Origin of the sequence: Shewanella oncorhynchi, assembly GCF_030848765.1 — a bacterium.
In the GTDB taxonomy this organism is placed as follows: Bacteria; Pseudomonadota; Gammaproteobacteria; order Enterobacterales; family Shewanellaceae; genus Shewanella; species Shewanella oncorhynchi.
On the sequence record NZ_CP132914.1, the window covers coordinates 1,360,946 to 1,375,841 of the forward strand.

The window sequence follows — 14,896 nt, forward strand, 5'->3', positions numbered from 1 at the left end:
TAATTCAGCAGTTTAATTAGGTTTGGGAGATTTGATCATGAGCCGCATAAATAGCACTGCCGCAGAAGCACTAGTAGATTTTTCCGTAGAAACCGTAGACTTTGATCTTGAAAAAGAAGAAGTTGCCACCGATCTAGTCCAAGAGCTAGGAATAGAACAACAGGTCCAAGATGACCTGCAAAAAAATCTTGATGCCACTCAACTTTATCTAGGTGAGATTGGTTTTTCCCCACTGCTTAGCGCAGAAGAAGAAGTTTACTTTTCCCGTAAGGCCTTAAAAGGTTGTGCAAAATCCCGTAATCGCATGATCGAAAGTAATTTACGTCTCGTCGTAAAAATTGCACGTCGTTACAATAACCGCGGCTTAGCACTGCTCGATCTTATCGAAGAGGGTAATTTAGGTCTAATTCGTGCCGTAGAAAAGTTTGACCCAGAAAGAGGTTTTCGTTTTTCAACCTATGCGACTTGGTGGATCAGACAGACGATTGAACGCGCTATCATGAATCAAACTCGTACTATTCGTTTGCCGATTCATGTTGTTAAAGAACTCAACGTATACTTGCGCACAGCCCGCGAATTAGCACAAAAACTGGATCATGAACCTACAGCGGAAGAAATTGCTGAAAAACTGCAAGTTTCTAGCTCTGATGTGAGCCGCATGCTTAAGCTGAATGAAAAAATTACCTCTGTTGATACGCCTTTGGGGGGCGATAACGAGAAAGCATTATTAGATGTACTGGCCGATGATGATAGTGTTGGCCCTGACTATAAAGTGCAAGATGAAGACATCTCTAACTCGGTGGTGAAATGGCTTAACGAGTTGAACACAAAACAAAGAGAAGTATTAGCCCGTCGTTTTGGTTTGTTAGGTTATGAACCTTCTACGCTTGAAGATGTGGGGGCTGAAATTGGTTTAACCCGTGAACGTGTTCGTCAAATCCAAGTGGAAGCATTAAAACGCTTACGTGATTTATTGGGTTCTCAAGGTTTATCTGTTGAAGCTTTATTTAGAAACTAATATCGGTCTTCTGGTGCCTTTCAGAGAAGCTATCCAGAAAATGTACTTAGTGTGAGATCACGTCATAAAGTAAAACGCCCACTATAGAGTGGGCGTTGTTATTTTTAGGCTTTTATTTAGATCACCTGATGTCTAGCTCAAGCGTTTCAGTTCATAGAGCAAATCAAGCGCCTGTTTTGGCGTTAAGTTATCGGGATTAATGCTACTTAATTTAGTCAAAGCTGGATTTTCAACCGGTTCAGGTAAAGCGAGTAAGCTTTGAATGGGCGTCCTCGTTCCTTCTGGTTGGTGATCGCGACTCTCCAATTGCTGCAATTTATGTTTCGCTGCTTTAATCACTTTGTTTGGCACGCCGGCAAGCGCCGCAACTTGTAAGCCGTAGCTTTTACTGGCGGCGCCTTCTTGTACTGCATGCATAAAGGCGATGGTATCATCGTGCTCTATGGCATCAAGGTGCACATTGTAAACACCTGCCATTAAGTCAGGTAATTGAGTTAGCTCAAAATAATGGGTGGCGAATAGGGTCATAGCCCCGACTTGCTGGGCTAAATACTCTGCTGCCGACCAAGCTAGCGATAAACCATCATAGGTGGATGTTCCACGGCCGATTTCATCCATTAACACTAAACTACTGGCAGTGGCATTGTGCAGAATGTTGGCAGTTTCAGTCATTTCTACCATAAAGGTTGAGCGGCCAGAGGCCAGATCGTCTGATGCGCCAATACGGGTAAATATACGATCAATCGGGCCAATCAGGGCGCGATCTGCTGGCACAAAACAACCAATATGGGCCATCAGCGTAATCAAGGCGACTTGACGCATATAGGTCGATTTACCGCCCATGTTAGGTCCAGTCACAATCAACATACGTCTTTGATTGTGCAAGGTCACTGGGTTAGCGATAAACGGCGTTTGGCTAACACGCTCCACCACTGGATGGCGACCTGCGTCTATTTGTACGCCGATATCTTGGCTCAGCTCTGGACAAGTGTAGCCTAAGGTTTCGGCACGCTCGGCAAAGTTACTCAGTACATCAAGCTCAGCCGCTGCTCTAGCAAAAGCCTGTAATTCATGTAATTTCGGCAGAATAAGATCGAATAACTGTTCCCATAACTGCTTTTCGAGTGCCAGCGCTTTACCTTGGCTCGAGAGGACTTTTTCTTCGTATTCCTTAAGTTCGGGCGTGATATAACGCTCCATATTCTTAAGTGTTTGGCGTCGTTGATAATTGAGCGGTACTTGTGAGGATTGCAGGCGGCTTACTTCGATGTAATAGCCGTGTACGCGGTTATAGCCGACTTTAAGTGTATTGATGCCAGTACGTTCTTTTTCTCTGGCTTCAAGTTGTACTAAGTAATCACTCGCTCCTTCGCTCAGACCGCGCCATTCATCTAGTTCGCTGTTGTAGCCTTCACGGATCACCCCGCCATCGCGGATAAGCATAGGTGGATTATCGACTATCGCGCGCTCAAGTAGGGCTTGCTCAGCGGGGAACTCGCCTAAGTGTTGACGCAATTGAGTCGTGTGCGGCGCGCTCAGTGTACTTAAACTCTGTTGTAATTCAGGCAATAAGCCCAGAGCTTGACGTAAACGTGCAAAGTCCCTTGGACGGGCAGTGCGCAGGGCTAACCTTGCCATGATACGTTCGATATCGCCAAGTGCCTTTAACTGCTCATGCAAACCTTCGTGGGCTGCGGTATCGAGGAGTTCAGTCACCGCCTGTTGGCGCGCCTTAATTTGCTTAGGATCTCGCAGAGGCTGATGGATCCAGCGTTGTAACATACGACTGCCCATAGGCGTTGCCGTGTTATCTAATACTGCGGCTAAGGTATTATCGCGGCCACCGGCAAGGTTTTGAGTGAGTTCTAGATTTCGGCGAGTTGCCGCATCGAGTACTATGCTATCGGTTTGATTGAAGCGGATAATGGCATTGATATGGGGCAGTGCCGTGCGCTGTGTGTCTTTGACATATTGCATCAAGCAACCCGCAGCTTGCAGTGATAAACGTGCATCTGCGATACCAAAACCATGTAAGTCTTTAGTGCCGAACTGGGCCAGTAGTAACTTGATACTCGTATCGTAATCAAATTCCCATTCAGGGCGACGACGTTTACCTTTAAAACCGTTAAGTAGACCTAGTTCGCCAAAGTCTTCACTGTAGAGGATTTCAACGGGATTAGTGCGTTGCAATTCCGCTTCTAATGACTCTCGCGTGTCGAGCTCTGCAATCACAAAACGTCCGGATGAAACATCTAATGTGGCATAACCAAAACCGACTTTACCTTGATAAACCGCGGCTAACAGATTGTCTTGGCGTTCTTGTAGCAACGCTTCGTCGGTTAAGGTGCCTGGTGTGACAATTCGCACCACTTTACGTTCTACGGGCCCTTTAGATGTAGCGGGATCGCCAATCTGTTCGCAAATCGCAACTGATTGACCAATTTGAACTAATTTTGCAAGATAGCCTTCCACAGCATGGTAAGGAAGTCCCGCCATCGGAATAGGATCGCCACCACTTTTACCGCGCGCAGTGAGTGAAATGCCTAATAGCTCAGAAGCGCGTTTAGCATCGTCATAAAACAACTCGTAGAAGTCACCCATGCGATAAAACAGCAACATATCGTGATGTTCTGCTTTCATCGTCAAGTACTGACGCATCATAGGAGTATGTTTTTCTAAATCATCGGTATCAATTACATTCATTAAATCGTTATCGTCCGTTGTGACTGCCTAAAGGCGATACAGTTTGTGTGGTTAAGGGTGATTAAGCGCTATGGAAGCGGAAGACTGCTGTACAATTTTCAGCTAAAAAGACCACGCAAAATTTGTTGCGCCAATCTTAGCAATAATTTAGCGAAAATTGAGCCCTTAACGATGGATATTGATCAAAGGGAGCTATTATCTGATTTGATATTCGCTAAAACCTTGGTCATATTAAAAATCCTATCAGCTAAAAATAATTCAGTCACAGGTCTTGATACTGTATGATTGTACAGTATACTAGTCAGCAGAATTAAGACAAAAAGCGCGGCTTTTTGAATTACCCGTTTGTAAATTGAATATCACTTTTGACAGCTTAATGCTTGTCTTGATGAGGGAACAGGAATGAAGGTCGATCCAAATAAAGAGAAAGCACTTGCTGCGGTATTGATCCAAATTGAGAAACAATTTGGTAAAGGCTCCATCATGAAGCTGGGCGAAGATCGCTCTATGGATGTTGAGACCATTTCTACCGGTTCTCTGTCTCTGGACGTTGCTTTAGGTGCTGGCGGTTTGCCAATGGGTCGTATCGTTGAGATCTATGGTCCTGAATCATCAGGTAAAACAACACTGACTTTAGAAGTGATTGCGGCAGCGCAACGTGAAGGCAAAACCTGTGCCTTTATCGATGCAGAGCATGCACTAGACCCTATTTATGCTAAAAAATTGGGCGTAGATATTGATAACCTGCTGTGTTCACAACCGGATACCGGCGAGCAAGCGCTTGAGATTTGTGATGCTTTAACTCGTTCAGGCGCTGTTGACGTTATCGTAGTCGACTCCGTGGCGGCATTAACACCTAAAGCTGAAATCGAAGGCGAAATTGGTGATTCTCACATGGGCCTAGCGGCGCGTATGATGAGCCAAGCCATGCGTAAACTTGCGGGTAACTTAAAGCAATCTAACACCTTACTTATCTTCATCAACCAAATCCGGATGAAGATTGGTGTGATGTTCGGTAACCCAGAAACTACAACCGGTGGTAACGCGCTGAAGTTTTATGCTTCTGTTCGTTTAGACATTCGCCGCACTGGTGCCATTAAAGACGGCGATGAAGTGGTCGGTAACGAAACTCGCGTTAAAGTGGTGAAAAACAAGGTTGCAGCGCCGTTTAAGCAGGCTGAGTTCCAAATCCTTTATGGCCAAGGTATTAACCGTACTGGTGAGTTAGTAGACTTAGGCGTAGCCCATAAGTTGATTGAAAAAGCGGGCGCTTGGTACAGCTATAAAGGTGATAAAATCGGCCAAGGTCGTGCTAATGCTGGCAAATATCTGACTGAAAACCCAGCTATTGCTGCTGAAATTGACAAGACGCTACGTGAGTTGCTTTTGAGCAATCCTAGTGCCTTGGCTGCCAAAGCTGATGATAGCATTGAGGATAATATTGATTTAGAGACAGGCGAAGTATTCTGAGTCAGTCAGCCCATCAAATTGCGGTCGCGCTGTTAGCGCGCCGCGATTATTCCCGTTTACAAATCCGCGATAAATTGCTCGAAAAAGGTTTCGAACTTAACGATATCGAACCTGTACTCGATGCTTGCGAATCCTCCGGTTTTATTAATGATGCTCGCTATGCCGAACTATTGGTGCGTAGCCACATCAGTCGAGGCCACGGTGCAATACGCATCCGCCAAGCAATCGCACAGAAAGGCTTATCTAAAGACTGTATTGAAGCCGCTTTGGTTAATTGTGATTGTGACTGGTTTGAGCTAGCAAAAGATAAAGCCACCAAGAAATACGGTGTACCTCGCGTAACAGAAGTGAAGGGCTCTAAAGCTCGGGATCTCATCGCAAAGGAAAAGGCCAAACGAGTGCGTTTTTTAATGGGCCAAGGCTTTAGCTACGATCAAATCACTTACGCACTAGATTCAGATCCCAATGATCTCGATGAAGATTATTAAATTTGAAGCTAATACTGTAAAAGCTCATTTAAATATCATCAATGGGTATTGTCAATTTCATACTTCACATTAGACTCACTTGCCTAAATATTGTCCGTGCCGCGATAAACTTACGCCGTCTTTATTTGTGCTTTATCCTGTCGTTTTGCTTCTAGTGACTCTGGTGTGGGCGATTCACGCTAAAATATTAAATTCCTGATGTGTATATCACCAATCAAGACTGGTCGTCCTTCCTTAGTCTGCTTATAATGCTGGGCAAATAGAAATACGGCTAGCCTAAGGCGTAGCTGGTAATGCTTACCCAATTCAGGATGATTTCATGTATCAAACTACAGCAGAGCTCAGAAGCGCTTTCCTCGAATTTTTCCGCAGCAATGGTCATCAAGTTGTGGACAGTAGTTCATTAGTGCCAGGCAACGATCCCACACTTTTATTTACCAATGCAGGCATGAACCAGTTCAAGGACGTGTTTCTTGGCATGGACAAACGCAATTATACGCGTGCGACCACTGCTCAACGTTGTGTACGCGCAGGTGGTAAACATAACGATTTGGATAACGTTGGCTACACAGCACGTCATCACACCTTTTTCGAAATGCTAGGTAACTTCAGTTTTGGAGATTATTTCAAAGAAGAAGCGATTCGTTTGGGCTGGACTTTTTTAACTGAAACGTTAAAGCTGCCGAAGGAACGTCTGTGCGTCACTATTTATCAGACAGATGATGAAGCCTTTGAAATCTGGAATAAAAAAATTGGTGTCGCTGCCGAGAACATCATACGTATCGGTGACAATAAAGGTGCTGCCTTTGCGTCAGATAACTTCTGGCAAATGGGTGATACCGGTCCTTGTGGTCCATGTACTGAGATTTTTTATGACCATGGTGATCATATTTGGGGCGGACGTCCAGGCAGTCCTGAAGAAGATGGCGACCGTTTCATCGAAATCTGGAACATCGTTTTCATGCAGTACAACCGTCAAGCATCGGGTGAAATGTTACCTTTGCCTAAGCCCTCGGTTGATACAGGCATGGGGATTGAGCGTATTGCTGCGATTATGCAGGGCGTACATTCTAACTACGAAATCGATATTTTCCGTACTTTGATTGCTAAAGCCGCAGAGGTCATTGGTGTTAGTGACTTATCTGAAAAGTCGCTGCGAGTCATTGCCGATCATATCCGTTCATGTGCATTTTTAATTGCCGATGGCGTTATGCCGTCGAACGAAGGCCGTGGTTATGTGCTGCGCCGTATTATTCGCCGCGCAGTTCGCCATGGTAACAAGTTAGGTGCGACCGAAGCTTTCTTCTACAAGCTGGTTCCGTCTTTGATTGCGGTGATGGGCGATGCAGCAAAAGGGTTAGCTGAGACTCAAGCGATTGTTGAAAAAGCACTGAAAGCGGAAGAAGAGCAATTTGCTCGTACGCTTGAACGTGGTTTAGGCATTTTAGATACTGCCTTAAACGAGTTGAAAGGTGACACCTTAGACGGTGAAACCGTATTTAAGCTGTATGACACCTATGGCTTCCCAATGGATTTGACCGCTGATGTCTGCCGTGAGCGCAACATCATTGTCGATGAAGCAGGTTTTGAAGTCGCCATGGCTGAGCAACGTAGCCGCGCACAAGCTGCCGGTAACTTTGGTGCAGATTATAACGCTGCGCTGAAAATTGATGCTGAAACTGCATTTAGTGGTTACACCGAATTAGCGGGTCAAGCTAAGGTCACCGCGATTTATCAAAATGGTGAGTCAGTGACGGCGATCAAAGCGGGTGATGAAGCCGTTGTCGTGCTCGATGTAACCCCTTTCTACGCGGAATCTGGCGGTCAAGTAGGCGATAAGGGCCAATTGGTTGCGAACGGTATTGAGTTTACGGTAAACGATACGCAAAAGTATGGTCAAGCAACGGGCCATCAAGGTGTTTTGGCTACTGGTAGCTTGAGTGTTGGCCAAGTTGTTGAAGCGAAAGTGGACAAAAAACTGCGTCACCGTACTCAGTTAAACCATTCTGTTACGCATTTACTGCATGCCGCACTGCGTCAAGTGCTCGGTACTCATGTTTCGCAAAAAGGTTCTTTGGTTGATCCTGAGCGTTTACGTTTTGACTTCTCCCATTTCGAAGGTGTAAAAGCTGCTGAATTAAAAGAAGTTGAAGAATTAGTTAACACTCAAATTCGTCGTAACCATGAGCTAAAAACCGCTGAAATGGGCATAGATGAAGCTAAAGAGAAAGGCGCTATGGCACTCTTTGGTGAGAAATATGATTCACAAGTGCGTGTTGTGACTATGGGCGATTTCTCTATCGAATTGTGTGGCGGTACACATGTGGGCCGCACTGGCGACATCGGCTTATTTAAGATCACCTCAGAAGCGGGTATTGCTGCAGGTGTACGTCGTATCGAAGCCGTGACTGGTGCTGCCGCTATGGCTTTTGTGGCGCAGCAACAAGCTGAACTGGAAGAAGCTGCAGCCTTATTGAAAGGTGATGCCAACTCAGTGGTGGCTAAGTTAAAAGTGCAGCTCGATAAGATGAAGCAACTCGAAAAAGAAATGGCGCAGCTGAAAGATAAGCTAGCGGCCGCAGCGAGTGCAGACTTAGTGGGCGATGCCGTTATAGTTAATGGCGTTAACGTACTGATCAAAAAATTAGACGGCGTTGAGGCAAGTTCATTACGCGGCTTGCAAGATGAATTAAAACAGAAATTGAAATCGGCCATTATCGTGCTTGGTACAGCGCAGGAAGGGAAAGTTAACCTGATCGCGGGTGTGAGTAACGATCTGATCGGTAAAGTCAAAGCGGGTGAGCTCGTCGCTATGGTCGCTGCACAAGTGGGCGGTAAAGGCGGTGGTCGTCCTGATATGGCTCAAGCGGGCGGTAGCCAGCCAGAAAATCTGGATGCGGCATTGGCTCAAGTATTACCTTGGATTACTGAGCGTCTAGCTTAAGAGGTTGCTGTGCCCCAAAAACGAAAGCTTAGTGGTAGCAAGCTTTTTGTGAAAAAGTTCGGCGGCACTTCGGTGGGTTCTATTGAACGTATCGAAGCGGTCGCTGAGCAGATTACAAAGTCAGCTCACAATGGTGAGCAGCAAGTCTTAGTTTTATCCGCGATGGCGGGTGAGACGAATCGCCTGTTTGCACTTGCAGCACAAATTAATCCGCGCGCCTCGGCGCGCGAGTTAGACATGCTAGTATCGACGGGTGAGCAAGTGAGTATTGCTTTGATGTCGATGGCGCTACAACGTCGCGGCATAAAAGCAAAATCCCTTACGGGCGATCAAGTGCAAATTCATACAAATAGTCAATTTGGCCGCGCCAGCATTGAGCGAGTTGATACTGAATATTTGCAGTCTTTGCTTGCCGATGGTGTTGTGCCGATCGTTGCAGGGTTTCAGGGCATCGATCCTCAAGGCGAAGTGACCACCTTAGGACGCGGTGGTTCAGATACCACTGCAGTAGCCTTAGCGGCAGCGTTAGAAGCCGATGAATGCCAGATTTTTACCGATGTGGCTGGGGTATTTACCACAGATCCGAATATTGATAGCAGTGCACGTCGCCTCGATGTGATTGGGTTTGATGTGATGCTCGAAATGGCAAAGCTCGGCGCTAAAGTATTGCATCCCGATTCTGTTGAATACGCCGAGCGTTTTCGCGTACCGCTGCGAGTATTGTCGAGCTTTGAAGCTGGGCAGGGGACGTTAATCCAGTTTGGCGACGAGTCGGAATTAACGATTGCCTCGTTAGTGCAAGGTATCGCGATTAATAAGGCACTGGCAACGCTGACGATTGAAGGGCTGTTTACCACCAGTGAACGCTATCAAGCGTTGTTAGGCTGCTTAACTCGATTGGAAATCGATGTGGAATTTATTTCTCCATTGAGGATCCATGAGGATGATCCTTCGGGTCGCGTCAGTTTTATGCTCGCTGAGGCTAAGGTCGATACTCTACTTAATGAGCTCGAAGGCTTAAGTGAAAGCCTCGCACTCGGGCCATTGATTATCGAACGTCAACGTGCAAAAGTATCTTTAGTTGGCAAAGGTTTACAGGCAAAAATGGGATTATTGACTAAGATGTTAGAAGTCTTGGGTAATGAAACTATTCATGCTAAGTTACTCACGACGTCAGAGAGTAAATTATCAACCGTTATCGATGAAAGGGACTTACACAAGGCGGTTCGGGCGTTACATCACGCTTTCGAGCTAAATAAGGTGTAATTAAATAACCGTTTGAGTATTGAATACTATTAATTTGTACTAAGCTGACCTTATAATAAGCCCATCTACCGGATGAGTGCCGTGTGTAAGCTGAATTAAGAAATAAAGGAGCTATCGAATGCTGATTTTGACTCGTCGTGTTGGCGAAACACTGATGATTGGTGATGAAGTCACAGTTACAGTGCTAGGGGTAAAAGGCAATCAAGTGCGTATTGGTGTGAATGCACCAAAAGAGGTTTCTGTTCATCGCGAAGAAATCTACCAACGCATTCAATCTGAAAAATCAGGTACACCATCGGAAGGTGGTAACTTTTAGTACCTTGTTTTGGCAAGCGTACTACGGCAACAGAAGAGTCAGTTTTTTAACTGGCTTTTTTATTTTTCAGACCGAAAGATTGGCGTAAATCAATACATTGGCTTGATATAACAGCAATGTGATTAAAAACAGTTCAAATGGAATCTGTTTCGGAAAAAGGGTTTGACTTATTTTCGTCAAACAGTAATATGTGCGCCAAGAAAACGGAGAGGTGGCCGAGTGGCCGAAGGCGCTCCCCTGCTAAGGGAGTATGGGCTTTAACTCCCATCGAGGGTTCGAATCCCTCCTTCTCCGCCATTTCTTAAAGATAGAAAACAGTGCGCGTGTAGCTCAGCTGGATAGAGTACCTGGCTACGAACCAGGCGGTCGGAGGTTCGACTCCTTCCACGCGCACCATTTTTTATTAGTGTTTGATGTAAAAGTAAATTTAGATACAAGTCGCGCGTGTAGCTCAGCTGGATAGAGTACCTGGCTACGAACCAGGCGGTCGGAGGTTCGACTCCTTCCACGCGCACCATCTCTGCATTAGTTAATCTTTAACTCATCAGTTTTGAATTTCATAAGAAATTTTGTAGATAATTGCTTATAGCAAAGAGTTAAAATGCGCGTGTAGCTCAGCTGGATAGAGTACCTGGCTACGAACCAGGCGGTCGGAGGTTCGACTCCTTCCACGCGCACCAATTTAAATTAATATGATTTAAATCGTATTAATGTTTTACCGTTTAACATGCGCGTGTAGCTCAGCTGGATAGAGTACCTGGCTACGAACCAGGCGGTCGGAGGTTCGACTCCTTCCACGCGCACCAATTTAAATTAATATGATTTAAATCGTATTAATGTTTTACCGTTTAACATGCGCGTGTAGCTCAGCTGGATAGAGTACCTGGCTACGAACCAGGCGGTCGGAGGTTCGACTCCTTCCACGCGCACCAATATAGTTAACGAGATACGTCTTGTTGATTTAAAGCGTTAAACGCGGAGAGGTGGCCGAGTGGCCGAAGGCGCTCCCCTGCTAAGGGAGTATGGGCTTTAACTCCCATCGAGGGTTCGAATCTCAACAGCACCCTTTTTCTCCTCCCAAACCCCATCAAAAACCCCCTGTATGCAAGAATGTATGCACCATGAATACACAATGCATACACACCCTTTCCTAATCTCTTGTGTAGCCTTCTGGAAGTAATTTCACAAACTTCAAATCACCGTCATAACCTGCTAACTCTTCAGGTGTTGGTTCAACCAAATAACGCTCATAATCAATTTTGTAGTCCAACCCTTGGGCTGCCATGAAATCTTTAAATGCTTGCGTCTTAGGACGTTTGAGAGTCTTTAAACCAGTTCTATGAGTAACACCATTTGCATCGGTGAATTGAATAACACCTACTTCCGCTTCAATCTTCTTACCTGCTAAAGAACTGGATCTTTTCACTGATGGTTGTGTAGTACCGCCCACTAATTCATTAAACTGCTCTACGGTAATACCTGCGAGTGCTAGGAACTGTTTAGCCTCTTCTACCTTTTTGAGAAGGTTTGCATCTTTGACTTCCTCAACACATTTTGTGAGGAGGTTAATCATTGTCTCAACTTTACTAATGTCATCAAAAGATTCTACGAAAGCTTTAACTGATGCTTTGTTTCTTAATACAAAACTTGCTCTACCGTGGTCTGAACTAAGCTCTGTATTGGCTAGGTTTGTTTGTAAAGCTTCTGTTAGCTCTGCTGCTGTGGTCATGAATAAGACTCCTTGTTAGTTGTTGGAGAAGATAATAGTAAACCTTTTATTACCTTTGCAAGTAATTTCTTTGTAAGCTTTTAAAAATGTTGAGTAGGTAGGTTTTGGGGAAGGTTGATTTGACTTACAAAATAGACTAAAGAACAATGAACCTCAACAATCTATGGAGGTTTTGTTTTGAAGAAAAAGTTACTATTAGTAGGTTTACTGGTTGCTACTCCTTTTTCAGTTATTGCTGATAAACAAAAAGATACAATCAATAAGTACGCTACTTGGGCTGAGGTTTGTAGGCAAAAGGGTTACATCACTGAAGAAACATTCTTGATCTCGAAAGCCTATCTAATCGGTAGAGCCTCTGCTATTCAATCTGGTGTTAAGTGGGATTTTACAGAGGGTAGAAAAGAGAGATACATTGATTTCTTGAAGAGTTCAGAGGAGGAGATAAAAGAGATCTGTGGTTATCACACTGAAAGTATGAACATCATTAAAGAGTGGATTTTAGAATAAACTAAACCAACAACCTAAATGCACGTATAGACGTTTTTACCAAATTTTGAGTATGCAGTATTGAACAGTTAATTCTAATTATGCAATATTGCATATTTAAAACACGGTCAGAGTGAAGGTTGTTGGTGAAAATAGTTTGGTTTGATGTAAGCTTTCGAGAGAAATTTTTGTAACTATACTATGTAGCAATTAAAAATTGACGTAATACTTCTAGTCTCGCTGACCTATGCTACTAAGTCACGCGGAAGCATACTAATCTTTTGGAGGCGTTAGGCCAAGGGTTAGGTTAGTATGTTATGACTACTACTGAGGAAGACAGTAGGGTTAAGTATTATTCTATTTATTATTTACTATTTATTAATTATTACTTATTCTTTAGAAGTGTTTCTAAGGAAGGTTTAATCGTATTTATAGATTAAAAGCACACTGTAAAGATGACCTATACCTAGAAAAGGATATAGTTGTATTTAATTAGGAAGACCTATACCCCAGACGGGGTAAAGGCTATACCCTAAAAAGGGTAAAGGGTATACCCCAAACGGGGTAACTAACAAACTATTTAACAAACTATTTAACAAACTATTATTTATTATAACTATAAATAAGAATATATACCCATCTAGGAAACTCCCATGAAGGACTTCCTTAACAGTGAACCTCCTTTCTCCGTGTAAAAACCCAGTGCCCTAACCTAGTCGGGGGCGTAGCTCACTTTAAATACTTACCCATATATGGAAGAGGTTATACCTTTTAAACGCTCTGTAACTCACCCTAATCAACGTTCTCAATTTCTTTGATAAACTACCTTATTAATCTTAACGTTTAACCTGATGTGTTTTAGGCCGCTTCCTGAACATCTAAAATTTATTTTTATTTTTTGTAAGTTTTTGGGGGTCTCCCGCTGTAAATAGTATTTATAAATTAAAACGCAACCACGAGGCGCACGCTATGACACTCTTCGACAAACTCCAAACACTCACCATCCACACCGACACAGCCCCTGTTGTAAAATCACATAGCCGCTGCACAGGCGTTACTCTGCCTAATCTTTTCCAAATTGAAATCGACGTAACCATCGAAGGCGACACTTGCACCCTGACTGGCTCTTTCTCTGAAGTCTCTTTCACGTTGACTCGTTCACGCTCAGGCTCTCTTTACGCCCATTGGATTCGCCTAAACAAAGCCCTAATCCTCCTAAGCAAGCGTGACGCAGCTATGGCCGTCCTTGAGTCTAATGTATTCGTTGCTACAGATGACGAGTTCGTCACAGAAGTCCAAATGGCTCGTATCTCTGGTATGGAGATTCCTGCTGTCACTGCTCATTCAAGTTTGGCTCAAGCCTTCAATTGGCTATCACACTTCGGTCTAACTCACCCTAGACTGATGCAATCCTTCTACAACCAATTACCTGATACTCACACGCATTCAGCCGACCTAGTCCAAAGCTGCGAGTTTATCGCTCGCCTATACGCACAATACGAAGCCTCTTAACAGGGGCTTGCCCAATCGCAGCATACTAGCGAAGGCAAACCACAAGGAACAACTAATATGAAAACAACAAACTATTCCATTAATTACACACAACCCAAACCTTTTAAACTATTGGTATGCGATAACGAAGGGTGTTCTAAGCATAAACACGGTGGGTATTACGTTACAGAGCGTGAAATCAAATGCCCCAAGTGCAAACAACCTTTTTCCCTAGTACCTAACTCACAACAAGAGGAATCTAAACTATGACTGACTTAACTGATTATGAATTTGATGTAGTATACAAATTTATCCACGATGAAATTGATGATTTTACTAACACTGATTGGGCAATCCTAGAAAACCTATCTGATGATAACGTTGATTACATTGTAGAAATGAAACAAGCGAGTTGGTATGAAAACCCCTGCTGATATGGTTGAGGGTACTATTCATAAAACCAAGAAGTGCGGCAATCTTAAAATAGTCAAATATCACAACTCTAGATTAGCAACAATATCCTTTCTTAACACTGGTTATACTCGATACGCAAACCCCCACATTATTCGAAAAGGTGAAACCAAAGATCCTTACCACCCTTCAGTGTTTGGTATTGGTTTTATGGGTGAGGGTAAGCATAGATCTACAATCCGAGGTAAACGAACTAAAACTTATTCACTTTGGATTGGTATTTTAAATCGTTGCTATTCTGGAAGATACCCATCCTATAAAGATTGTTCTGTTGATCCACGTTGGCACAACTATCAAAACTTTGCTAATGATCTACCAACACTAAAAGGTTATGAACAGTATCTATCACACCTATCTATTGGTTCACGCAATCCTATTGAACTGGACAAAGACACTTTGATAAGTGGGAATAAACTGTACAGTAAAGAAACTTGCTGTTTTATAAGTGGTAGTGAAAACATGATTGAATCTAACAAAAGAAGAAACGCAGTACACTAGCGTAGAGGAGTAATTC

At 43.9% G+C, this 14,896-nt stretch carries 12 protein-coding genes and 7 tRNA genes; 17 read left to right on the forward strand and 2 right to left on the reverse strand.

Going from position 1 to position 14,896, the window contains the following annotated elements; translation table 11 throughout:
- Positions 1 to 37: 37 nt before the first annotated feature.
- On the forward strand, positions 38 to 1,018 hold the full coding sequence (gene rpoS, locus RA178_RS06100; protein ID WP_028761361.1) for an RNA polymerase sigma factor RpoS: 981 nt from the start codon (positions 38 to 40) through the stop codon (positions 1,016 to 1,018).
- 132 nt (positions 1,019 to 1,150) lie between these two features.
- Here rpoS and mutS read toward each other — a convergent pair whose 3' ends face one another.
- Positions 1,151 to 3,721 (reverse strand): DNA mismatch repair protein MutS, encoded by a 2,571-nt coding sequence (gene mutS / locus RA178_RS06105; protein WP_263173231.1) that lies wholly within the window; start codon positions 3,719 to 3,721, stop codon positions 1,151 to 1,153.
- Positions 3,722 to 4,123: 402 nt separating this feature from the next.
- Here mutS and recA point away from each other — a divergent pair, with 402 nt between their 5' ends.
- From recA to RA178_RS06165, 12 genes are all read left to right on the forward strand, one after another.
- On the forward strand, positions 4,124 to 5,191 hold the full coding sequence (recA, locus tag RA178_RS06110; RefSeq protein WP_198572895.1) for a recombinase RecA: 1,068 nt from the start codon (positions 4,124 to 4,126) through the stop codon (positions 5,189 to 5,191).
- Positions 5,192 to 5,208: 17 nt separating this feature from the next.
- Positions 5,209 to 5,679, forward strand: coding sequence for a regulatory protein RecX (locus RA178_RS06115; RefSeq protein WP_371135013.1), 471 nt, complete (start codon positions 5,209 to 5,211; stop codon positions 5,677 to 5,679).
- 319 nt (positions 5,680 to 5,998) lie between these two features.
- Positions 5,999 to 8,623, forward strand: a complete 2,625-nt coding sequence (gene alaS, locus RA178_RS06120) for an alanine--tRNA ligase (RefSeq protein ID WP_306684931.1) — start codon at positions 5,999 to 6,001, stop codon at positions 8,621 to 8,623.
- Between the two features lie 9 nt (positions 8,624 to 8,632).
- Complete coding sequence (locus RA178_RS06125; protein ID WP_006082603.1) at positions 8,633 to 9,889, forward strand: aspartate kinase; 1,257 nt, start codon at positions 8,633 to 8,635, stop codon at positions 9,887 to 9,889.
- 118 nt (positions 9,890 to 10,007) lie between these two features.
- On the forward strand, positions 10,008 to 10,205 hold the full coding sequence (gene csrA / locus RA178_RS06130; protein WP_006082602.1) for a carbon storage regulator CsrA: 198 nt from the start codon (positions 10,008 to 10,010) through the stop codon (positions 10,203 to 10,205).
- 205 nt (positions 10,206 to 10,410) lie between these two features.
- Positions 10,411 to 10,502: transfer RNA gene (locus RA178_RS06135), tRNA-Ser, on the forward strand.
- Between the two features lie 22 nt (positions 10,503 to 10,524).
- A tRNA-Arg gene (locus RA178_RS06140) sits at positions 10,525 to 10,601 on the forward strand.
- 44 nt (positions 10,602 to 10,645) lie between these two features.
- Positions 10,646 to 10,722, forward strand: a tRNA-Arg gene (locus RA178_RS06145).
- 86 nt (positions 10,723 to 10,808) lie between these two features.
- Positions 10,809 to 10,885, forward strand: a tRNA-Arg gene (locus RA178_RS06150).
- A 49-nt stretch (positions 10,886 to 10,934) separates the two neighbouring features.
- Positions 10,935 to 11,011 (forward strand) — tRNA-Arg (locus RA178_RS06155).
- Positions 11,012 to 11,060: 49 nt separating this feature from the next.
- A tRNA-Arg gene (locus RA178_RS06160) sits at positions 11,061 to 11,137 on the forward strand.
- A 45-nt stretch (positions 11,138 to 11,182) separates the two neighbouring features.
- A tRNA-Ser gene (locus tag RA178_RS06165) sits at positions 11,183 to 11,281 on the forward strand.
- Between the two features lie 74 nt (positions 11,282 to 11,355).
- Here the strand turns inward: RA178_RS06165 and RA178_RS06170 are convergent.
- Complete coding sequence (locus RA178_RS06170; protein ID WP_306684932.1) at positions 11,356 to 11,934, reverse strand: hypothetical protein; 579 nt, start codon at positions 11,932 to 11,934, stop codon at positions 11,356 to 11,358.
- Positions 11,935 to 12,111: 177 nt separating this feature from the next.
- Here RA178_RS06170 and RA178_RS06175 point away from each other — a divergent pair, with 177 nt between their 5' ends.
- The 4 genes from RA178_RS06175 (at position 12,112) to RA178_RS06190 (ending at position 14,880) form a co-directional block, all read left to right on the forward strand.
- Positions 12,112 to 12,441, forward strand: coding sequence for a thioredoxin domain-containing protein (locus RA178_RS06175; RefSeq protein WP_306684933.1), 330 nt, complete (start codon positions 12,112 to 12,114; stop codon positions 12,439 to 12,441).
- A gap of 948 nt (positions 12,442 to 13,389) precedes the next feature.
- Entirely contained in the window at positions 13,390 to 13,932 is a 543-nt protein-coding gene (locus tag RA178_RS06180) for a hypothetical protein (RefSeq protein ID WP_306684934.1), read from the forward strand.
- 245 nt (positions 13,933 to 14,177) lie between these two features.
- Positions 14,178 to 14,345 (forward strand): hypothetical protein, encoded by a 168-nt coding sequence (locus RA178_RS06185; protein ID WP_306684935.1) that lies wholly within the window; start codon positions 14,178 to 14,180, stop codon positions 14,343 to 14,345.
- Entirely contained in the window at positions 14,329 to 14,880 is a 552-nt protein-coding gene (locus tag RA178_RS06190) for a hypothetical protein (RefSeq protein ID WP_306684936.1), read from the forward strand. Before RA178_RS06185 ends, RA178_RS06190 begins: the two co-directional genes overlap by 17 nt.
- The last annotated feature ends 16 nt before the right edge of the window (positions 14,881 to 14,896 follow it).